This window comes from Ancylomarina sp. YFZ004 (assembly GCF_054254355.1).
Window position 1 is genome coordinate 28,094 of record NZ_JBTCHQ010000011.1, and the last position, 22,326, is coordinate 50,419.

The 22,326-nt window shown below is 38.0% G+C and carries 17 protein-coding genes; all 17 read right to left on the reverse strand.

All coding sequences use genetic code 11. The annotated features are described in order from the left end of the window. Window positions 1–7: 7 nt before the first annotated feature. A complete protein-coding gene (locus ACXR6G_RS15885; RefSeq protein WP_458362428.1) occupies window positions 8–979 on the reverse strand; it encodes a prenyltransferase/squalene oxidase repeat-containing protein in 972 nt (323 codons plus the stop codon). Then, entirely contained in the window at window positions 976–2,580 is a 1,605-nt protein-coding gene (locus ACXR6G_RS15890; RefSeq protein ID WP_458362429.1) for a polyprenyl synthetase family protein, read from the reverse strand. Before ACXR6G_RS15890 ends, ACXR6G_RS15885 begins: the two co-directional genes overlap by 4 nt. Before the next feature lie 99 nt (window positions 2,581–2,679). Continuing rightward, entirely contained in the window at window positions 2,680–3,873 is a 1,194-nt protein-coding gene (locus ACXR6G_RS15895) for a radical SAM/SPASM domain-containing protein (RefSeq protein WP_458362430.1), read from the reverse strand. Between the two features lie 14 nt (window positions 3,874–3,887). Beyond that, window positions 3,888–4,724, reverse strand: coding sequence for an ATP-binding protein (locus tag ACXR6G_RS15900; protein WP_458362431.1), 837 nt, complete (start codon window positions 4,722–4,724; stop codon window positions 3,888–3,890). Window positions 4,725–4,789: 65 nt separating this feature from the next. Beyond that, entirely contained in the window at window positions 4,790–6,004 is a 1,215-nt protein-coding gene (locus tag ACXR6G_RS15905; RefSeq protein ID WP_458362432.1) for a PQQ-binding-like beta-propeller repeat protein, read from the reverse strand. Window positions 6,005–6,081: 77 nt separating this feature from the next. Continuing rightward, window positions 6,082–9,366 (reverse strand): FtsX-like permease family protein, encoded by a 3,285-nt coding sequence (locus ACXR6G_RS15910; RefSeq protein WP_458362433.1) that lies wholly within the window; start codon window positions 9,364–9,366, stop codon window positions 6,082–6,084. A 12-nt stretch (window positions 9,367–9,378) separates the two neighbouring features. After that, window positions 9,379–10,056, reverse strand: coding sequence for an ABC transporter ATP-binding protein (locus ACXR6G_RS15915; RefSeq protein ID WP_458362434.1), 678 nt, complete (start codon window positions 10,054–10,056; stop codon window positions 9,379–9,381). A gap of 18 nt (window positions 10,057–10,074) precedes the next feature. Further along, entirely contained in the window at window positions 10,075–11,184 is a 1,110-nt protein-coding gene (locus ACXR6G_RS15920; RefSeq protein WP_458362435.1) for a beta-alanine-activating enzyme beta-propeller domain-containing protein, read from the reverse strand. A gap of 97 nt (window positions 11,185–11,281) precedes the next feature. Continuing rightward, entirely contained in the window at window positions 11,282–12,793 is a 1,512-nt protein-coding gene (locus ACXR6G_RS15925; protein ID WP_458362436.1) for a 2Fe-2S iron-sulfur cluster-binding protein, read from the reverse strand. A 42-nt stretch (window positions 12,794–12,835) separates the two neighbouring features. Continuing rightward, on the reverse strand, window positions 12,836–15,181 hold the full coding sequence (locus ACXR6G_RS15930) for an NAD(P)H-dependent oxidoreductase subunit E (RefSeq protein WP_458362437.1): 2,346 nt from the start codon (window positions 15,179–15,181) through the stop codon (window positions 12,836–12,838). A 90-nt stretch (window positions 15,182–15,271) separates the two neighbouring features. After that, window positions 15,272–17,161, reverse strand: a complete 1,890-nt coding sequence (locus ACXR6G_RS15935) for an outer membrane protein assembly factor BamB family protein (RefSeq protein WP_458362438.1) — start codon at window positions 17,159–17,161, stop codon at window positions 15,272–15,274. Between the two features lie 217 nt (window positions 17,162–17,378). Further along, a complete protein-coding gene (locus ACXR6G_RS15940; protein WP_458362439.1) occupies window positions 17,379–17,576 on the reverse strand; it encodes a hypothetical protein in 198 nt (65 codons plus the stop codon). A 158-nt stretch (window positions 17,577–17,734) separates the two neighbouring features. Further along, entirely contained in the window at window positions 17,735–19,039 is a 1,305-nt protein-coding gene (locus ACXR6G_RS15945) for a 4Fe-4S binding protein (protein WP_458362440.1), read from the reverse strand. Between the two features lie 30 nt (window positions 19,040–19,069). Then, window positions 19,070–19,639, reverse strand: a complete 570-nt coding sequence (locus ACXR6G_RS15950) for a hypothetical protein (protein ID WP_458362441.1) — start codon at window positions 19,637–19,639, stop codon at window positions 19,070–19,072. An 11-nt stretch (window positions 19,640–19,650) separates the two neighbouring features. Then, a complete protein-coding gene (locus tag ACXR6G_RS15955) occupies window positions 19,651–19,857 on the reverse strand; it encodes a hypothetical protein (protein ID WP_458362442.1) in 207 nt (68 codons plus the stop codon). A 50-nt stretch (window positions 19,858–19,907) separates the two neighbouring features. Continuing rightward, the gene (locus ACXR6G_RS15960) at window positions 19,908–20,873 is read right to left on the reverse strand and encodes a hypothetical protein (protein WP_458362443.1); all 966 of its coding nucleotides are present in this window, start codon (window positions 20,871–20,873) and stop codon (window positions 19,908–19,910) included. A 19-nt stretch (window positions 20,874–20,892) separates the two neighbouring features. Next, window positions 20,893–22,320 carry an outer membrane protein assembly factor BamB family protein gene (locus ACXR6G_RS15965; RefSeq protein WP_458362444.1) on the reverse strand — a complete coding sequence of 476 codons (1,428 nt, stop codon included), beginning with the start codon at window positions 22,318–22,320 and terminating at the stop codon, window positions 20,893–20,895. Between the last annotated feature and the right edge of the window lie 6 nt (window positions 22,321–22,326).

The window sequence follows — 22,326 nt, forward strand, 5'->3', positions numbered from 1 at the left end:
AGTAGAATTATAATAAGATCCCAATTCCTAAAAGGGCATAATAAGTATACTCAACATCACAGGTCATATCAGCAATACTGCCAAAGAAACCTCCCGACTCATCCCAATGCAAATTAATAAAATCAATAGACTTATCGGACAGGCTTTGTAAATTTTCACCAGCCATATAAATTGCTAGTAGTGCCGTACTTGTGGAAAGTGTATCGGCAATAGGTAGATTTTGCGCAGCCTTAAAGCCACCTCTCGGCGTATAACTATGCATCAGGTAGTCAATAACTCCTTGCTTAGTGGCATTATGGTCGAGTGTCATAATTAGGCCTGCAGCAGTTGCAGAAGTCACCCCTGTTGATGAAGAACTATCATTGGCAAATGAATGATCGGAACATTTTAAATTGGAAATTGGATGACTTATCTCATTCAAACAGTTTTTATCCTCATCCAAATCTTGAAAGAGTGTCCAAACTAAAAAAGATGCATACACAGTTGCCTGATCAGCAGCTTGCCTATTGTGATTGTATCCACCATCTTTTGATTTATAGGTATTGATCTGTTCAAACTGAACTTGACATTTTTTCTTGGCTTTTTTTATCAGGTTTTTCATTGCCATCTTAGCAAGGAATCCTTCTGAATCGAGCACATCAAGCTTAAGACCAAACTTCTGCTTTTGCTGAATAACTTGAAGTAATAAATAACATCGGATATAACAGACTGCATGCACCAAATCAAAATCGTGCTCATTATTCCATGTCTTAAGGAATTCTTGCTCTTGTTCAATATCCAGGTTAATATCGTAAGCTAATGCTAATGTGTAAGCAAACACCGAATAGTAAATATCAGGCTTTCCAGCTCTATCTTTAAAACCACCTGTTCCAAAATGTTGGGAACGTACAAAAGATCTGATTTCATGCAAAGCCTCATCGCTCAACAAATCCTTTGTCTTAAAAAGAGCCTTTAATATCTCCTGATTGCAATTTCTCATCCATTCAGAATTTTATTCAAAAGACGGGTCAGTAATATTTTCAAAGCAGGATTTTTCAGATCTTTAATGCTAGTTAAAGCCATCAGCTTGTAATCTTCTAACATCTTCTCTGCTTCTTTTATGCCTTCGCGAATTTCGGTTTGCTTCCAAATCTCTTTTTTACTTAGGTCGTCTCCATTTTGAAAGTCTTTAAACCACACTCCCATCTTATGAGGATGATCGCGATTAATAATAGCAGTTACCAAAGAAGGTTGAATGGTATTAAACGTATTGTCGATATTCTCTAGGTTGAAATCTTCCAAATCATCTTTAATCTGATAAGCTATCCCTAAAGAAGAGCTGTATGCAGATAAAACATTTATCACCTCATCGCTAGCATCCGATATAATAGCCCCAAACTGAAGCGCAGTTTCAAAAGCAGGTGAGGTTTTCAAACTAAATATCTTAATGATTTTCTCAACAGACAAAAGTTCCTTATTTCGTCGCCAAAGCAATTCTTCACCTTGCCCAATAGCCAAATCTCTATGCCCATGAGCAGCAACTTTCAAAAGTTTCCGTATATGTTTTGCGCCCGACTCCGAGATGAGTTGATAGCCGTAGCCTAAAATTAGATCGCCAATATTAATGGCAACTGAAGTATCGTATTGCTTATGTAGTGTAGGCTTTCCGTAACGTTCATCATCATCATCAACTATATCGTCGTGAACCAATGATGCCTTATGAAAACTCTCAATTGAAACGGCTAATTTCTGAATACATTCATCCAAGTTGACTTCTGTTCCCATCAGAGCTTTATAAACGGCCACCATAATTAATGGACGCCAACGCTTCCCTCCTTCAGCCAACCAATCTCTGGAAATCTGTGAACTTTTATCATCACCATCCAGTATATTCTCTAATTGCTCTTTCTCAAACCATGAATCAACTTCCGACCTTAGAGCATCAATATTAATCCATCCTCGCCAATTGCTTTCTTTTCGGATAGGCAAAACTTCATTCAACCAAATTTCATCAACTTTAGAATCCTTACAGTTGTTATTGTACAAGGGGATGGCAATTGATGGAACCGCTTCCTTTATAGCAAGAGGGAATGATCGTTCGAAAGAATGTAAACAACCGACTCCTATTACACATTCAACCTTTCCAGAGGTTAGTAAAGTTGTAACTGTTGTTGTTCCCTCACTCACTAGTGTGTGATAACCTAATTCATCAGCTTGAGTCAGTATATCTGAAATATCGCATTTCCCACACTGCTCACAAAGTAGACCCAGTTCGTCGAATTGAGCTGGACATTCAGTAGAATGAGCAATACACTTAGGTAGAAGTAAAATTCGTCTGTTAAAAGGAATACCTGATACAATATCGCGCCATGAATGGTTGTTAATCATGACAGCCAATAGCTTTTGATACAAGAAAAGCTCAGGATGTTTCTTAATCAATTCTCCAGAATGAAAAATAACCTCTTCCTCCTGCAAAGGGGGAACTAATTCTCTTTCCGCTGCATAATCGCGAATAAGGTCTCGAATTTGCTTCAGTTTTTCAGGCGTCTGAGGCAAGCTATTACCTAAATTCCCTGAAGGCTTATCTTTTCTTAATATCATTTTACAAATAGCTAAATTGTACGATTCTTAAACATTTCCTCTCATTAACACATTTCGGTTCCACTTCGGCTCCGCTCAGTGAACACAATCAATGTGCGTTTATCCGTATGCTCCAAATCCAAAAAAGGAATATTTCTTGGCAAATCGGTAAACGAAACTCTTCTCAGGAATTTCTTTCCCAGGCATATGATGCCCTGCACATGGTCGCATTTTACTCAACTCCTTAAAACCTGCATTTCTATTCGATGAATCATAGGCTCCAGAGTCCTGCAATATTGAATTTAGATATTCTGGATCGTCAAGTAGAATACAGCCTTGAGTCTTATCATTAATTCGAGTTCGCATGCTCTTTAGGAAATCAGAATTCTCAATCACAGAATCTAAATCTTTTCCATTGCCAATATTCTCTTTAGCAAATTGTATAGGAGGACAAAATTCAATATCTCCAAATGGGTTAATATGATGACTCAAACCAATAGCACCTGGACAGATCGCTTTACCTTCTCCATCCCAATAGGTATCAATAATCATCAGTGGTGCTTTAACACGAATATCAACCATAAACTGTCTCAGTTCAAGAATCTCTTCTTCAGACAAAGCCAATTCTGTTGTTGGGCGTGCTCCCACTGGTCTATAAATATAGTACCACAGGTAATGAACACCCTTTTCGATGCAAGCATTTATAAAGTCTTCGCTAACCAATTCCTTAAAGTTCGATTTGCAAACCGAAGTGGCAACACCCGTAAAAAGTTTACTATTTACAGATGCTTCAATTCCCTTCATGGTTCTACCATAAACATCATTCGCTCCACGGCGAACATCACTCACATCCTTTAAGCCTTCAACACTTATCAATGGTGATACATTTCCCAACTGACGCATACGCTGAGCATATTCGTCGGATAAAAGTGTGCCATTCGTAAAGAGTTGAAAATAACAGTCAGAATGCTTCTCCATCACTTCAAATAAGTGAGGATACATTAGTGGTTCTCCTCCTAAGAGTCCAAAGAAATACGATCCTTTCTTCTTTCCGGATTCAATCACGTTATTAAGTGTATCAACATCCATACCCTTGGATTTATTGTCAATACTCACCCAACAACCCTGACAATTCAGGTTGCAGTTATCCGTTAATGAAATCATTAAAAAAGCAGGGAATAACTCACCCTTCTTCAATCGTTTCTTATGCTTTGCCACGGTGCGCATACCTTTCCAACCGAGGTTGTAAGCTATCTTCCAAAGTAATCGGAAGTCGACCTGACGCATTATTCTATTCCCTAACTTAAAAATCATATTCAAATTTCTTATTAGCAGCCACAATTCTTTTCCGATCCCTCATCCTTGCAATCACAATCTGGCTCAATTTCCTTTTTGCAATTACATTCGCAGGCCTTTACTTCAGGTTCTTCTTTCGTACTACAATGTATTCTTTCTTCCTCAGCCCTTTTAATTTGCTCCTTTTTCAAAAGAGAAACCTTAAAGTTACTTCTACGTGCACTTAATACAGAATACACATCATCGTTCTGAATTTGTTCCAATACATTATCTCCCGAGAAGATTTCACCCTCTCCACCATCGATAGGACTCTCGGCATGTTTAGGGAAAATAATAGCATTTTGCGGACAAACACGGGCACAAGCAGGACACATATCCTTGCAATTGGCCGAAGCAGAAACTACAACAGTTCCATCATCTTCAACTGAATAAACACTAAACAAGCAAAAGTTAAGGCATTTTCTACAACCGTTACAACGCTCGTAATCGATAACTGGATACCAAGGTTTCCATTCATCGGCATATTTTATTTTAAGAGCTTTTGTATTATCAGTTTTTACTGATTCTACAAGCTTATTGCCATCCTCATCATCTATATGATAATACTCTGTTTTATTCTCTTGTGATTTTTTTCCGCTATTGTCTATTAGGTTCTGCATGGCGCGAGACTGACATCCAAAAACAAGAGCATCCTCTGCAGTAAATAAGCTATCCAAAGCTTCAGGCGTTTTAAGCACACTTCCACAAAGATCTTCGATATACGTATAACCGATATTCTTTTCCTCCAGACTATGAATCAATCTTTCTACAGATTTCTTCTCAATCTTCCCATCTTTCTCACAACCACAAATAAATATTTTCTTCGTCATCTTCAATAATTTGAATAATTAGAAATGAGATGTGAGACCAAAATCTCACACCTTATAACTTAGATTTATCCTTGAGCTTTTATATCGTATGCCAATAGAACATTGCCATGACGGATGTACAAGATACCATTATTAATCACGGGTTGAGCAAAATGCTCCTTCGTTCCTTTCTTAACTCTAAACTGGCTTATGATCTCCATCTTAGGCTCAGTTTTAACCAAGGCTACTTTTCCTTGCTCATTATAACAATACAAAAGACCATTAGCTGCAATTGTTGCTCCACGACCAAATTTTAAACTATCAACCATCTCGCCTGAAGTGGCGTCAATAGCTTTCCATTTCTTTTTACGGTGTCCCGATGCAAAAATCTTACCATTCACTTTTACAGCTCCACCCATAATATTATCGAGCTTCTTATTTCTCCAAACCTCTGTAATCTCACTTCCATCCTTAGAGATTTCAAGTTTAACCGTTCCATTTCCACATCCCGCCACATAATAAAGGTGACCATTTTCGTAGATAGGCGTATTACCATGAATATCGCAAAGTGTGTCTTGCATATGAGACCAAAGCAATTTACCTGTTGTCGATTCTAAGCCAAAAAGTGCGTTATCAGAGAAAGTAACCAAAACATTACGAGTAGGAAACTCTAATATAGTAGGCGAACAGTATGCAGGAACCTCACCAAAAGCTTTATTAGTCCATTTTGTTTCACCTGTAAATCGATCAAGGGCAACAATATTAACATCCTCGCCACCTGGAGCGCAATACACCAAGTCACCATCAATTTCAAGAGATTGTGAATAGCCAAAACGAGTATTCTTACCCTTAAATTTCTCTATCATATTTAAACTCCATTTTTTCTCACCTGTTTCCGTATCAATACAAGCCACATCACCCATACTCGATGCAACATATACCAAGCCATCAACAATGGTTGGAGCAGAACGACTACCAATAAAATTCTTCATCCAATCTTTACCGAACTCAGTTTTCCAAAGCATTGTACCCTTTAGGTCGAAAGCAATAAGATAAGCCAAACTGTCGATTTCTCCATTGATAAAAAGCTTCTCATCAGTAATCACAGGCGAGCCATATCCATTACCAACTCCTTCGTTCTCCCATAATAAGGCAGGACCATCTGCTGGCCATTCTGTCAAAAGGTTAGCTTCATCGTAAATTCCAGTTCGGTTTTCACCGCGCCATTGACTGACTTCTTTCTTTTTTGAGGTACATGAGAAAAATAGTACCAAACAGATTAATAAGCTTAAATTTTTCATTGTTCTTTCAGTTAGTTATTGATTCGGGTCGGTTATTCTTTGATTGCTATGCTATATATATTTGGTGTATTATATTCTTAATCATTTTTCAAACTCTCTATCAAATTCTGTTTCATAGCCAGTTTTGCTGGAATGTAAATCGATATCAAAGCAAAAACTAGAATAGCAATTGTTACTTGTAATACAAAACCTACAGGTATTGAAAAAGCATCGGAAAATAAGGATGGTAACATACCTACCAAAGCAGCTAAAGCTCCACTTAATAAGCCTACGATCAATAAAAATAGATTTTCAATCATGACTAATCTAAAGATGCTTTTCTGCTCAAAGCCCAATGCCTTTAAAAGAGCCAGCTCTTTTTTGCGCTCAAGCATGTTTCTAAGCAAAACGATACCTAAACCTAAGGTTCCAATCATAACACCTAGCGCTCCCAGTAGCATAAACATATTCAGGTAAGTATTCTCAACAGAATAGAAAGCCGCCAATCGTTCATTGGCTTTTTGAATCTGTGGTCCATAATCTTGTAACTGGTCTTCAATCGTATTGATGAAAACTTCATTTTTACTATCAGCTAAAATAAGTTTAGAACCGCTTACCGATGGATAATGCGCTTGGAAATTTTGATCCGAAATCAGGATATTCCCCTGAAAGATAGAATTGTTCAAACCTCCTATCAGAAGCAACTTGATCGTCTTTCCAAATTCGTTTTTATATTGTAGCGTATCGCCAACCGCTTTTTTAAGTCCCCAAACAATCACTGTTTGGTCAGCATAGGCAGGAATTACATCAGTTCCAAAGTCTTGATTTAGGGCTAACCAAGGATGATCTTGATCAACAGCTTGGTGTAATTTTGCAAATGAGAAAGCTTTTCGCTCGTCAAACTTATCAGCTTGAAAGCCTAATACCCTAGGTCGATTTACTTGATTAAGATTTAAACAAGATGCATCGTCACCAGCCAGACTTCGGAATTGCACAAAATCAACAGCATCAATAATTGAATCTCCAGCCAGACCAAGTTTTTCTTTTCCCTCATCCGTATTAATATCATTCAAGACAGGCAAAGTGGTTTCTATCCAATATTTATAGGCTCCAGTTCCCGATTGAGCAGAATTTTCAGCATCAACAAATGTTTTACGATTGGCTCCGGTAATCATGACAGAAAAACATCCAAGAGCCAAAAGCACAATAGTCGTCAAACTTCGCCCCCTATTTCTCGCAGCATTTTTAATTGCCAATTCCATTATGGATGGCACATGTTTACCGTTTGTTTCGTCCTTGACAATCAGAAAGTAATAAAAGGCCGCAAAACAAGCTATCATCAACAAACCACCAGACGACATCAGTAATTCAGCATTAAGAATCTCTGAACTTGCAAAAGCATAGGCTGTAATTAGAAGTGAGATCACGAATGTAAATCCTGCAATTAAAAGTGAAAGACGCTTCTTCTTAGCTGTATTAGAAATCGCTTGAGTATTCTGAATCAAGCCTATTACTGATTTCTTCAAATTCTTTTTACTCACCCAATAAACCGATAGCAAAGCGATAATCATTCCAATGAAAGCGCCTGTTATTAAAGTTTGCAATTGTACATCTAGCTGAATCATATTGGTACGAACCACATCCTGCCAAACAGAATTCAATCCCCAAATTATGGCTTGATTGTATGCTATTCCAATTAAACTACCTAGAATTCCACCGAGAATTACTGTAGGTAAAGACTCAAGGAAACGAATTTTCAATATTTTTCTATCATTAAAACCTAGCCCTTTTAGTATTCCAGTTTCCTGATTTCTACTTTCAAGGTTTAAGGCATAAATCAATAAAGTAAGTAGAATACCAGCAGCAATAATAAAGAAACTTAAACTCAGAAATAGCTCACCAAAGTCAACCATATTATTGGCAGCATTCTCTCCCTGATTTCGAACCGATATAAAACTGAGGTTAAGCATTGAAGGGTGTAACCTCTCCAAAATATCCTTTTCTAAACTTATAAGGGTGTTGTCTTCTTTATAGAATCGGAAAGCCGTGTATTGTCCGTATTTATTGCTCCACATATTCAAAGCACTGGACATACCTATCATTGCCTTAGGCGTTCCCTTGTATTTTTTCCAATAAGCCTCATCCTTATCTCGGATCTTTGTAAAATCGATAGGAATACCTGCATCCCAATCGTTACAAGAACCTGCATTTGATAATCCCGGGAATGAAGGCATCATAGCCTTATCTAATTTCTTAGTCTTTTCAGAGAATATGCCCGAAACGAGAAATTTCCTACTCTCTTCTTCCAGTGAACGTAAAGCGCCAATCACAAAATAATTCATGCTAAGACTATCACCAATCTTCAATTTTAAATCCTTTGCCAACCACGAACTAATATGAATTCGATCCGTTCGGATATCAGAAAACATATCTTCCTTCTCTATGGCTGTGACAAATGAATAGGGCGTTTTACCTGTTTTCGATTCCAAGCCATTCACAAAATAAGTAAGCAAGGCATCCTTTGGCAAACACATCTTCTGAATTTCGTTGGCAATTGGTTCATCAATAAAAATACGATCAGAACTCAACTCAAAAACCGACTGCTCTTTAAGCTCTTTTAGATTTAAACCCGCATCAGCAACTTGCCATTTCTTAGCTAGAATCTCATTTAAGTTTAAGACGGAAATTTGTTCTTTACCCTTACTACTAGCCAATAAAAGGTTAGCCTTTCCCATCAATTCCATTTCTTCAGCAAGAAATTCTCTTGAGATGAATATATTATAAGGAGCCACCTGATTACTTCTCAAACTAAAACGTCCAAGTTGTTTATCATCAAGTATCGCTTTCACGCTTAATCGTAGGGCTAAAGATTGATCTTCATCGGAAACAAAAGGTGCATTTACAGGCACTAAATTTGCTTTTTCGACCCTTAGTAAGAATTCATCCTCTTTAACCAAACCTAGCTTTTCTGCAAGATTTCGGCTTATAGCCACTTCATCCTTTTTCAATTCAGGCATACCTTCTTCCGACAATTCTGAGAAGGAATTATCGATACCATAAACCTGTACGCCATTTAGTCGAGTTTGAGTTTCTGACTCAATAGCCAAACCTTTCACACTTAAAACAGCTTGAACCTTAATGTCGAGTTCCTGAGATAAATCTTTTGCCAAATCAGAACGCACAAATCGATCGCCAGTTGGCATAGCATATTCAATTTCACCCAATCGCATATTTAGCAACTGATGCAAACTATACTTTACGGAATCGCCAATGATTAAAGCCCCTGTCAAAACAGCCGTACTTATTAAAGTTCCCAACAAGACTGCTAAATGCTGCTTCCTGAAAAACCAAAGACTTCGTGATATGTATTGATATAAATTCATCTTCTAAATTCGCTATTCTTTAATTTTACCATCTTCAATACGGCAAATACGATTCATATGTTGAGCCAAATCCTGTGAGTGAGTTACGACCACCATGGTGACAGCTTGCTCTTCGTTGATTCTCACAAATAGTTTTGCTAGTTGATCAGCACTTTCCTTATCAAGAGAGCCAGTTGGCTCATCGGCTAAGATTAGCTTAGGCTCGTGAATTAAAGCTCTAACAACTGCTGCACGCTGACACTCGCCACCAGACATTTGCCCTGGTCGTTGATGAATTTGATTAGACAATCCCACAAATTCCAATAGTTCCAATGCTCTTTGCTCTGCTTCTTTTTTAACAGTCTTATCTTTTTCTGGTAGGTAAGGCAACAAAACATTCTCAAGCAAACTCAATTGAGGCAATAAATGATGTGATTGAAAAACAAAACCAATTTTCTTATTTCGAAACTGAGCTAGTTGATCTGAATTTAAAGATGAAATTTCATCTCCATCAATTCGCACAGTTCCAGAATTAGGAACATCTAGAGAACTCATCACATTTAGCAAAGTACTTTTTCCAGAACCAGATGGTCCTAAAATCGCAATTCGATCTCCTTTGTTAATTTCAAGAGAAAGCTCATCTAAAACCGTTCTTCGAATAGTGGTTTCAGGAACTTCGTAATATTTTGTGATTTTATCGAGTTTAAGCATCTCTTCTTTTTTATTATTCTATTTCTTTCCAAAAGCATAAATTCTACCATCCATGGCAGTCACAACAATTAAATTATTGACTACGGCTGGCGTAGAAACAATGGCCCTTCCTATTTCATAAGACCAAATCTTCATACCCGTTTCCAAGTTTAACTGATAGATTCGTCCATCGCCCGAGGCTATTAATACAGCCTTTTTTGTAATCACGGGCGAACCCTCAATTTTACCTTTGGTTTTATATTTCCAAATGAGTTCTCCTGTATTCTTGTTATAACAATACACGACTCGGTTCTCAGCGCCAATTATCACCTTGTCTTTATTTACTGCTGGAGAACCTAAGAAAGAAATCCCACCTTCCTTTTGCCAAAGGATTCTTTTAGCCTTCAGATCGGCACAATAAAATAGCCCATCGTAATTTCCAAAATAAGCTTTACCCTCATCAAGAGCTGTGGATGATGCAATATAGGAACCTGCATTCAAGGTATCTTTTACTCGTCCAGTCTTTACATCAACTTGATGGATAAAACCATCACAACCACCAAAAACGGCGACCTTTCCGTCACAGGCAGGAGCACCGTTGATATAATTATTGGACTCATATTTCCAAAGGCCTTTCCCTGATTTAGCATCAACACAATGCAGGAAGTAATCGTAGCTACCAAAAATCAATCGTTTCTTTTTTTCTTCCGAAGAATAAAACCATGAAGCTGAACCGGATATTTGCCCCTCAGTAATGTACTCCCATTTCAACTCGCCTGAACTAGCATTCAAGCAAAAGAATTTTCCCTCAAGGGAACCGAAGTAAATGTTTCCATCCAAATATAAAGGCGCTGCTTCCACGGAAGTTTTAGCATCAAAAGTCCATTTAAGCTCACCATCTTTAGAAATGGCATACAGCTTCCCATCATTTGATCCTACGAAAATAGTCCCATTGCTAATAATGGGCGATGACTTAATAGCATCTCCAGTTTTATAAGTCCACAGCAATTTGGGTGCTTTAGGAACTTCAGCATTCGTACAGCCACTCAATTTCGAGTTACCCCGAAAAGATAACCAGTTAGACTGATTTTGAGCCTTTCCAGATAAAGCAAAAACTAAAAGTAAAACTGATGCTAAAAACAATCTCATATATAAATATCCCTTTAATTTTATTCGAAACTCTCTTTTAGGGATTATAAATCCCTAGCTCTAGACCTGCTGATTACAAATCAGCAGGAGCCGTTTTTCACTTCAAAGCCAAGGCACCCGTTGGGCAAGCTTCTACACATTTTTGCGCAGTCTGTGTTAGAGCCTTATTTATATTCTGATTAAAAGGAACGGCCATCTCCATATCGAAACCTCGACCAATAAATGTCACTCCTGTTAATTCATTATTCTTCTCAGCAATTTCAACACACAAGCCACATTTTATGCACTTTTCAGGTTCATAAACGATACTTTCGTGTTTAAAATGCTTCTTCAGAGACTCTCTATCTCCCAATAAAAACTTTCTTCGATCAACCTGATAGGTTTCTGCGCAATCACGAAGCTTACAATTATCCATCTTCCTACAATCACAATGCAAACATCTTGCTGCCTCTGCAATTGCATCGTCAGTAGTCTTTATATCTTTGCGATTACCCTCAACAGCTTCTTTAAGGTATTCCAAGGCTTCAGTTTGGCGAAGCACACCAAAGCGAGAATTGAACTTTCGTTTAGTTAGTTCAAGCTCTTTTCCCACTAAAAATAAATTAACTGCCTGAGCAGTCTCTTTTCCTTGAGCCAAGGCTTTTACAGCCATCTTTTGAATTCGCAGTAGGCTTCCACAAGCAAATACATCTGGCAAGTTGGTGCTGAATGCTTCCTTTTCTCCCTTAAAATCGAGATTCAAGTTAGCTATTTCATCAGAATTCTGTCCACTTGCAATAATCACAGCATCATAATCCTTGCGAATAGATTCAAAATTATCAGTATTTATAAGTGAATTTAATTTTATCTCTAAACCTAGTTTTTGCAGAATTGCAATCTCCGAGTCCAACACATTCTGAGGCATCTCTCCTTTGTTGATTGCTGTTTGCAAAGTTCCTCCTACAACAGACTCCCTTTCGAAAAGACTACAAGCGTGTCCTTCCTTTAATATATGAAAGCTCGCTGCTAAACCTGCAGTTCCAGAGCCTATAACAGCAACTTTTTTCCCACTTAAAGGTTTCATCTTAGGCAAAAAGCTATTTTCGGCTTTTTCAGCTACGGTTCGCTTCAAAACGCAAATTGAAACCGCTTCATCCACATCTTTACGACGACAAACTTTCTCGCAAGGAGCAGAACAGATGTAACCCAAAATATGTGGCAAGGCAATCTCTTCCTTAACAACTTCAATCGCCTCATCGAATTTACCTTGTACAATAAAACGATTCATTTTGGGGATATCCATGAAAGCAGGACAAGCCACTCGACATGGCGCTTCACAATCACCTACATGATCACTTAATAGAAGTTCTACTGCCGCTTTCCTAGCATCAAAAACTTCAACATCCTCACTGGCTAAATTCATACCATCAACAACCTTAGTCGCACAAGATGGCATCATTTTACCCGAATTATTATCCTTCACCATACAAACCATACAAGTTGGATGATTTGAACAACCATCCAAATAACACATGGAAGGAATGTGAATACCTACAGATTCCGCGGCTTTTAAAACCGTAGTCCCTACAGATACTTCTATATCTTTATTGTCAATTTTTAGTTTTACCATAATCTACTTCTATCAGATTACTGATTTTAAATTGAACATCTATTATCTTATAACAACCGCATCTACAGGACAAATTTGTCTGCAAATGTCACATTTAATGCAAAGCTCATTATCCACTTTATGCAACTCGTAAGGTTTAGCCTGAATTGCATCAACTGGGCAACGCTGAGCACACTTAGTACAACCCGTACAGTCTTCCTCTATCTCATAAGAAATCAATTCTTCACATTTTCCTGAAGGACAAGTTCCGTTTATATGAGCTTCGTATTCGTGTCTAAAATATTTTAAAGTTGACAGAACTGGATTTGGAGCTGTTTGTCCCAAACCACAAATACTACCTTTTTTCGTATTGATAGCCAATTTCTCAAGTAAATCGAGATCTTCAAGCTTTCCTTTTCCCGATTTAATCTTATCTAGAATTTCGAGCATGCGTCGCGTTCCAATTCTACAGAAAGTGCAGCGCCCACAAGATTCGTCCTGAGTAAATGATAAGAAGTAACGAGCAATATCCACCATACAATCCGATTCGTCAAGAACAATTAGTCCTCCCGAACCCATCATGGCTCCTACTTCTTTTAAAGAATCAAAATCAATTGTAGTATCTGCCATCGAAGCAGGAATACATCCTCCTGAAGGCCCACCAATTTGAACGGCTTTAAATTCTTTTCCATCAGCAATACCGCCACCAATTTCTTCAACAATTTGACGAATCGAAATACCCATAGGAACCTCTATCAGTCCACCACGCTTAATTTTACCTGCTAAGGCAAAAACCTTAGTTCCTTTACTTTTCTCAGTTCCTATCTCACTAAACTTATCTGAGCCATTCCTCATAATCCAAGGAACAAGTGAGAAGGTCTCCGTATTATTTATAAGTGTAGGTTGATTCCAAAGTCCTTTTTCTGCTGGATATGGAGGACGCAATTGCGGAATTCCTCTTTTTCCTTCGATGGAAGCAATTAATGCTGTCTCTTCACCACAAACAAAAGCACCTGCTCCCTCAAAAATTTCCATATCGAAAGAGAAATCTGATCCCAATATATTTTCACCTAGAATGCCTTTCTCTCTACAGATCTTTATGCCTTCACGAATTCGCTCTACTGCTAAAGGGTACTCTGCACGTATGTATAAACGTCCTTCGGTCGCACCAACGGCATAAGCTCCAATAATAATCCCTTCGATGACGCGGAATGGATAGGATTCTAAAAGCATTCTATCCATAAATGCTCCTGGATCACCTTCGTCGCCATTGCAAATAATATATTTTTTATCTGATTGTGCTTGCTGAACCATTCGCCATTTAATGAAAGATGGGAATCCTGCTCCACCTCTCCCTTTCAAGCCACTCGCTTCAATTTCTTCAATAATTTGATCAGGACTGAGTTCTTTCAAGCATTTTTCCAGTGCCGAAAACCCGTCTTTACTTTTATATTCTTCAAAATCTGAAGGTCGAATTTCACCTCTGTATTCAGTAGCAATATTGATTTGTCCTTTAAGGAATTCTGCAATTGGTGTATTTTCCTCGCTAACATTATAATGTGCCGATGAATGAGGCATATCGGTAAAGGTTAAATTTTCAGCATAGTTATAGAATTTGCTTTTGAAGCGATTCATAAAACTATCTGCCTTAAAATGTTTTTGAATGATATCACCAACATCTTCCGACTTCAGCTTGGTATAATAAACGGCATCCTCTCCTAACTTATGGATTTCCATCATGGGCACTTGATTACAAACACCAACACAACCAACTTGTTTCACATCCACATTTATACCACTACTATCCAAAGTCTCTTCTAAGGCTTCTTTTACTCCTGAGCTACCACTAGCAATACAACACGATCCTAATCCAATACGAATTTCACCTTGAGGCAAACCCTTTTCTGAAAGCGTTCTCACCTTTTCCTTACTTCCTGTTCCCTCTTTTAAGAGAAAATCTTCCATAACGTCTTTAACTGTTCCCGTCTCGACATGACCGTAGGTTACATCGTCGATCTGAACAACTGGTGCCAAGGTGCAACAACCCAAACAAGCTACTTCTTCAAGAGTAAACTTCTTTTCTTCATCAGTAGAAGCACCATCAGCCAATTTCAATTCTCTTCGAAAAGCATCGTAAACCTGGCCAGCCCCTTTTACATGACAAGCTGTTCCAACACACACGCGAACAATATGCTCACCTACTGGTTGATGACGGAATTGAGAATAAAAAGTTGAAATACCTGAAATCTGTGCCTGCGTAATATCTGTGATTTCACAAACACGCTTCAAGGCCTCTTCGGGTAAATAATTCAGCTCTCCTTGAATCGCTTGAAGAATTGGAATAACCTTTTCGGTTGTCTTCCCTTTTTCCAAAACAATTCTATCGACGATATCCTTTATATTATTCATTATTTCTTTTCAAGTATCAAGTTTTAATAAAGCTTCAAGCATTAGGATAACAAATTTTTCATCATCACATTAACACATCTTCACATCAACTTACTTTCCTATACAATATAGATTCTTACCCGCACGGATATAAATATGTCCATCTGCAAATGCAGGTGTTGAGTCTGATTTTTCACCTAGGCTTGAAGTCGCAACAGAAACAAACTCCTTATCAGCTTTAAAAATGTGCATACTTCCAGCTCTGTCTAGCAGATATATCTTTTCATCAACCAAAATTGGTGAAGCATAAAAACCGTTATCAAACTCATGCTCCCAATACAATTCTCCCGATTGAGCATCGTAACAAGCCACAAGTCCGTATGATGTCACGACGAATAAATATTTATCCGTTGCTATTGGACTTGGTACATCTGATAAATAATCATAGGCTTCCCAAAGAACTTCAGGATTAGCACCTGTTTTAATCGCAACTAAGCTGGCATATTCGTTAAGAGCAAACACAATTCCATTGGCATAAGCCACAGATGGTCCAACTTCACCAGTAATACAATCAAGTTTCCACAATTCTTCACCAGTTAATGCATCGTAAGAAGCCACGCAAGGATCAGCAGCTAATATCACTTCTGCCCTGTCGCCGTTCTGAACAACTACTGGAGATGCCCACGATACTTTTACCTTTCTATCTGTACTCCATACCTCATCACCTGTTTTAGTTGAAAGAGCCATTACTTTGCCAGATTTTTTATGATCGTATTGTACAATCAGCTTATCTTCAAAAACAACTAAGGAAGATGAATGTCCATAATGATTATCAGGTACACCTAAATTCTTAGACCAAACAGGTTTTCCATTCATATCTAAAGCGACTAGATCACCATTAGAGAAAATGGAAAAAACAAAAGTTCCATCAGTACTTACAGTTGCTGCAGCATGTCCAGTATCAGGAGTCACCTCAGGAGAAGCTAAAGATCCAGCAACATTATTAATATCAGCTGTCCAGAGTAACTTCCCAGAAGTTCGATTGTAGCAATAAACCTGTTTTTTATTTGCATCTGCTCCTGACAAGAATAGTTTATCACCCCAAATTACTGGCGAATTATAGGCATGTAGTTCTGGCGTAACTTTCCACTTTATATTCTTACCAGTAGCCCCATCCCATTCTGTAGGTACATTTTTGTGATAAGCAATTCCATTACCACCCGGCCCTCTGAAAGAAGGAAAGTTTGACATCATTGCCTTACTTGGGTATTGCCCTGTATATTTTTTAGCAGCAGGTTTCTTCTTAGCTTCTACTATTTTTTCAACTGATTTAGGTTTTGATATCTCCTCTACAGTTGTCTCGACAGCTTTTTTAGCTTCAACTTTTTCAGCACTTGCTTCCTCAACGATAGCTTTTTTCTCAATGTCTATTGGTTTCTCAGTAGCAGTAACAACTGGTGCTTCATTAGCCTTAGTTTCAGCTTTAGCAATTTTTGCAGCATCAGTAAATCGTGTACCTATATCTTTATGCGTAACAAAAGCTAATATCAGAGTTACAACAACTAAAACAGATCCTCCAATACTAAGCCATTTTCTAGCATTTTGCTGATAGCTGATTATATTTTGACTGTACGCCTCATCGACTGAAGGCAATATTTTTTTGCCCATTCTCATAATCTGCATTGCAATTATCATCACAATAAGTGAAAGCAATAAAAGATAAGCTCCTGTTCTTACTTCCCACTGATTGGTGAAAAAAGCTTTACGAACCAACAAGTCCATTTCTCTGATTTGCTCTCGAAGTTGCACATCATTTGGATTATCGTTCAATCGTTCCACCAAAGAATTAATCACTTCGGTATTGACAGGATCAACCTTATTAATTTGCATATAGTTGACAATAACCATAGCACAAATTAAGATTGCAAAAATGCCCGATACAATAGCAACACCTCGCCAAAGGGGAAGATTGATTGTTTTATTTGAAAATTTTGTGTTCATATATTTTTAAAATATTAGTACCATAATATTTTGTTCACCCCTTTCGGAGATGATATTATTTTTTCATCATACGACCCTCTTCAAGGGTCGTTATTCATCGTTTAGCCACTTCGTGGCATCTCTATTTCCATTAAACATGTGACAGAATCAAACCAAAAGTTTCTTTAATGTCTACGATATTGCAAAATCTATCATTAATTCTTCAAAAAGGAGGGTTTCAATTATCATTCTCCTGAATACATTCAGGACTCCCTTTCTTTATTCTTTCATTTCCCCGATCTATTTCGGGGTTCCCTTGGACGATTTCGCTGCTCCCTCGGTTAATTTCAGCGTTCCCTTTATCGTTTTTCTGATTCCCCTGATCGTTTTCCACATTCCCTTTGGGTATTTCAGCTTTCCCCCAAACGTTTTCCACATTCCCTTAGCTTATAACTCAATCAATCAAAACTACAAAATAAGTCACAAGACATTCCTTTTTTAAACTACTCACTAACACTTCGGCTCCGCTCAGTGTCCTTCTTAGAAGACACACATGATCACTTCATTACATCAATAAATTTTCATATCATCCTTTCATTTCTCAACAGGACAATATTTTAAACAGCGAGCACAGCTCACACATTCACCTTTATCAGGCGTATAATCCTCTCGGTATTTGAATACGGACAAGCTTGACAAAGTCAATCCGAAAACTAAACCTAAAAAGCCTCCCAAAATCCAAGCTCCTATATAAAACTGCTCTACAATAACTGCTGCCTCGGAATACAATTCTTCAAGCGGGGTTCCTGCTGTTTTAAAAGCTTCTATTTCTACAGATGGTAACATCATCGCATCTGGTTTGAATAACATCAGTTCATTTGCCAAGCTGACTTTAGTATTTACTTTAGCAAGATTTTCATGAAAGTTAGAAAGTGTCCATCCTCCCAAAATCATTAATAAAGGTATGATCAAGCTTAATCGAATAAATCGTTTGGTTGCTGATGGTCTACCTTCCATGACCTTAACAGGAACAGGCTTATTAATGGCTCCTAATGGGCATGAATCTTCACACAAACGACATTGAATACATTTGTTTGGCGTAATGGTAAGATGATGCTTAGAGAAGCGACTCATCCAATTTAGAAGAACACCATAAGGGCAAAAGAAACGACAATAAGGTCGAGCCACAAATGCACTCAGCAACAAGAAAATTGCACCTATAGCAAACATGAAAAAAGTTGCATCGAATCGATAAATGCCTATAAAAGGATCGTATCTACATATAATAAAATCGGTAGCCGTAGCTGCGTATAGAACTGATAAACCCAAATAGATATAGGGAATTAAACCCAGAACTTTCTGCAACCATGTTTTCATCGTAACTGGACGCAATAATAAGACATCTTGAATGGCTCCTAAGGGGCAAACGCCTGCACAAAATGTTCGTCCAAAAAATAAGGTGTACACAAGAGGAATGACAAAAAATGCCAATGCTGATATCGGAATGCTATACTCAGGTTGGAAAAGCGCTAAAGTCACATTCTGTAATGATCCCACGGAACAAACACAGCCTTCTCGAAAAAAACCGAAATAAAGAATAGAGAATACTGACACAGCCAGCACACCTCGCCTTGAACGCTTCTTTAAAATCAGCCAAGTGATTAATGAAAGAGCCAAAATAAGAATAAAGACATCGAAAAGAGCAAAGAAATCTGAGCGGGCGTCAGGCATTGAAGTCACAGGTTGTGTATAACCTGACTCAAACTCTGGTTTCGGGAATCGCTGCTGTTGTGCAAAAAGAGGAACACCTGAAGTCATTAATAAAATGAACATAGATAGCATGGTGACAAGCTTCTTTATATTCCAGGTTTGTGTTAAGTATTTTAAAATTTCTGACATTAAGAAATCTGTTTAAGGTATTGAAATAGGTTAGCCTTTCTTTTCTTTTTTATAGCCTGAAAACTTATACGGCTCATCAGCTGGCACACGAGAAAATGCGTCGGAAGGACAATCACGAGCAATGGCACATTGATTGCAATTCACACATACATCGTGACTTACCTGCAACTGAAGTGATCCATTTCCAAAAGCTCCACAACCTTTCACACATTTGCCACAGCCAATACACAAATCTTCAATTATTTCGTATTCAAAGAATGGATCTTCGATATACTTTCTTTTAATTGCGCCAGTTGGGCAAAGTTGATTTTCAGCACCCGTTGTAATATTCTTCACATTAGGACGAAGGTAGCCACCACATAAATCGCAATAGCCACACATATCGTAAACGTGAATACATTTCACTGCAGATGGAGTCACCACGCAAGAGGTTGCACATCGTCCACATTGCGTACACTTTGTGGTATCAATTTGCCAAAGCGTATTTCCCGATACGGTTTTATGTGCCAAAACACCAGTCACCCCAACTAAGCTTGCTCCTGCCGCAAAGCGAAAACACGTGTTGATAAAATCTCTTCTATTTTTTTCTTTCTCAGCCATTCTACTACAAATTATTGTATCGAATTTTTCTTTCTATAATCAATCCCATCAGGCAAAGTACAGCCTTTATTTTTTTTACAATTACGACATACAAAATCGAAATCACAGCTTTCTCCATCTGAGTTTAGATTTCTATAAATCATCGTTCCTGAAAAAACTGCCAATGCACTTAAAATTGTTCCTCGTCCTATATGGTGTAAAAATGCTCTTCTATCCATCTTATTATATTCTGTCTCATTAAATCCGAGATAGTTTAAATTCGTTTTGTTTATTCTTTCAACTCAAAAATTCGAACCATTTTTCTTGATGGATCTAAAACAATGATTCTATCATTAGAATCTACTGCTAAATCCAAACCTGCGGTTCCAGCATCGAATTGATTGGGAGCTGCAACAACCGATTTAAAATCGCCTGATGGTAAATGAATCTTTATTCTTTCTAATCCTTTTTCACTTGTCACAAATGAACCATCAGATAACATGGCCACATGACTAGGGTTGCAACAACCTCCAAAACCATCGATTTGCATTGATGTTCGTTCCCAGGTCGATATCAAATCTCCATTTTCATTATAAGCCTCCAGAGCATGTCGCCCTGGGTTAACAACCCAAAGCTCACCTTGACGACCAAACATGAGATCAAAATAGGGGCTCGGAATCACAAAACCTCTAATCCCTTTTTCAAGATTCTTGGCTCCAATAAGATTCATCTTCTTTCCATCTATTGTATACTGATGAACGATTTTCTGTCCCGCATCGGCTATATAAACAACACCATCCTTTTCAGCTATACTGCTGATATAGGCTTTTGCTCCTTTAATTTGAAAACTGTTATTTAATCCACCCTTTGGCTTACGAACATCGACCCGATTTCCAACACCTAAGAGAATATTTCCTGATTCAGAAATACTGACAGCATGAGCATCTCCCCGCACCTTCATACTTGATTGCTCTTGCCCTTTTGAATCAAAGATCCAAAGCTTATCAGTTCCACTCACATAGATTCTATCTTCTGCATCTAATGCAAGTCCAAAAACAGATTCTGAATTAATTTTAAAAGATGAAACTTCCTTATAAGCAATCAATGAAGAATCGACCTTCCTCAATTCTTTAAGATCGTATTCATAGATATTTTGTTGAGATTTTGGTTTCTCAAAAAACAAGTCACTTGCAATTAAACCTACCAATAAAAGAAGGAGTACAATCGAAAATATTAATGTTAGCTTGTTCTTCATATTGTCGTTTTTTCAAATTCTAATTTGCACGCAGATCGATACAAAGCATGTGCTTTGAATCTCGCATCAGCAATCGACCATCTGTAATAACCATAGGTCCCCAAGCATCATGACCATCTATAAGCTTCACTTTATCCAGCAATTCAAATTTCTCAGTCGAAGCTCGGGCAATGGTTAATTCACCATTATCTTTTAGGATAAAGAATTTACCATCGGCTACTAAATAAGGGCCTAAACCGAAACGATCAGTCTTACCACTTGTCCATAATATTTTGGTACAATCGTTAGGATCGCAACATACAAATTGATTACGCATTGCTCCAGCATCCTTCGGTAGAATAGTAAACATGCGCCCTTTATATAAAAGTGGCGTCTGTTGTTCTGATGCCATCCCATCTTTAGGTTTATATTTCTGTAAGGTTTCAACCTGATATGTTTCACCCGCTTTCTTCACTTGAAAAAGAGCGCCACCGGCACCATATCCTGCAGTCATATATACTTTACCATCACCATAAATCAACGGAGATGGAGCAACTACTGAAGGAGAAAAATCTTTTGTCTTCCATAGAATTTGCCCAAGATCGTCGCCTTCGGCTGATACACCACAAATTCCACCTACCGCAGCATAAACCCACATTTTCTTTCCATCAAGAACCATTGGCATTATAGAAGAGTGCGACATTTTCCATCCGTCAGGATTAGGTGTTTCCCACAAAACCTTACCTGTAGCACAATCAACACCAATAAGCAGAGCTTTACCTCCAGGTGCAATTATGGCAACATTGTTATCGATAATTGGACATTGCCCGGTATACCAAAAAGGAATTTCGGATTGATATTCTTTGACCAAATCCAATCCCCACAAGAAATCTCCTGATTCAGGATTCACACACATCACATGGCAACGTGGCCCCATACTTACAATATACTTATCGTTTATTGCAGGAATGGTTCTCGACATACCATGATTTCTCTTCACATGAACCTTATAAGATCGTTTCCAAATTTCTTCACCACTCTCCAAAGAGAAGCATCGAAGCGCATCTGCCTTTTTCACCTCATCATAGTCAAGCAAATAAACCTTACCATTATAAACGACAGGAGCAGCATGTCCTTCACCTAAATCTTGTTTCCACAAAATCTTTGGCTCAGGTCCAATCTTATCTACAAGCTTGATTTTTTCTTTCGAAACATTATCAAAATCTGCACCTCTAAACTGAGTCCATTTACCTGTTAAACTTGAAGTGTACTCAGTATAGGATATAAATTTCTCACCAATATTTACCACATCGACAGCTTCGGTTCCAGCTTTAGGACGATTATCCAAGCCAGGCACACTTGCTGAGAAATCCTGAACTGGATCGTATCTCAACCAAGAAACAAATATTGAAATGGCTATAACAACAGCCAAAGTCAGGGAAAGAATATTTAAGGATTTTTTATTCATGGAAAT

Coding starts and splice junctions, on each gene's coding strand:
- ACXR6G_RS15935 (WP_458362438.1), bottom strand. CDS start 17,161: ATGAACACAAAATTTTCAAATAAAACAATCAATCTTCCCCTTTGGCGA.
- ACXR6G_RS15905 (WP_458362432.1), bottom strand. CDS start 6,004: ATGAAAAATTTAAGCTTATTAATCTGTTTGGTACTATTTTTCTCATGT.
- ACXR6G_RS15900 (WP_458362431.1), bottom strand. CDS start 4,724: ATGACGAAGAAAATATTTATTTGTGGTTGTGAGAAAGATGGGAAGATT.
- ACXR6G_RS15910 (WP_458362433.1), bottom strand. CDS start 9,366: ATGAATTTATATCAATACATATCACGAAGTCTTTGGTTTTTCAGGAAG.
- ACXR6G_RS15885 (WP_458362428.1), bottom strand. CDS start 979: ATGAGAAATTGCAATCAGGAGATATTAAAGGCTCTTTTTAAGACAAAG.
- ACXR6G_RS15965 (WP_458362444.1), bottom strand. CDS start 22,320: ATGAATAAAAAATCCTTAAATATTCTTTCCCTGACTTTGGCTGTTGTT.
- ACXR6G_RS15950 (WP_458362441.1), bottom strand. CDS start 19,639: ATGGCTGAGAAAGAAAAAAATAGAAGAGATTTTATCAACACGTGTTTT.
- ACXR6G_RS15890 (WP_458362429.1), bottom strand. CDS start 2,580: ATGATATTAAGAAAAGATAAGCCTTCAGGGAATTTAGGTAATAGCTTG.
- ACXR6G_RS15930 (WP_458362437.1), bottom strand. CDS start 15,181: ATGAATAATATAAAGGATATCGTCGATAGAATTGTTTTGGAAAAAGGG.
- ACXR6G_RS15945 (WP_458362440.1), bottom strand. CDS start 19,039: ATGTCAGAAATTTTAAAATACTTAACACAAACCTGGAATATAAAGAAG.
- ACXR6G_RS15955 (WP_458362442.1), bottom strand. CDS start 19,857: ATGGATAGAAGAGCATTTTTACACCATATAGGACGAGGAACAATTTTA.
- ACXR6G_RS15960 (WP_458362443.1), bottom strand. CDS start 20,873: ATGAAGAACAAGCTAACATTAATATTTTCGATTGTACTCCTTCTTTTA.
- ACXR6G_RS15895 (WP_458362430.1), bottom strand. CDS start 3,873: ATGATTTTTAAGTTAGGGAATAGAATAATGCGTCAGGTCGACTTCCGA.
- ACXR6G_RS15920 (WP_458362435.1), bottom strand. CDS start 11,184: ATGAGATTGTTTTTAGCATCAGTTTTACTTTTAGTTTTTGCTTTATCT.
- ACXR6G_RS15925 (WP_458362436.1), bottom strand. CDS start 12,793: ATGGTAAAACTAAAAATTGACAATAAAGATATAGAAGTATCTGTAGGG.
- ACXR6G_RS15915 (WP_458362434.1), bottom strand. CDS start 10,056: ATGCTTAAACTCGATAAAATCACAAAATATTACGAAGTTCCTGAAACC.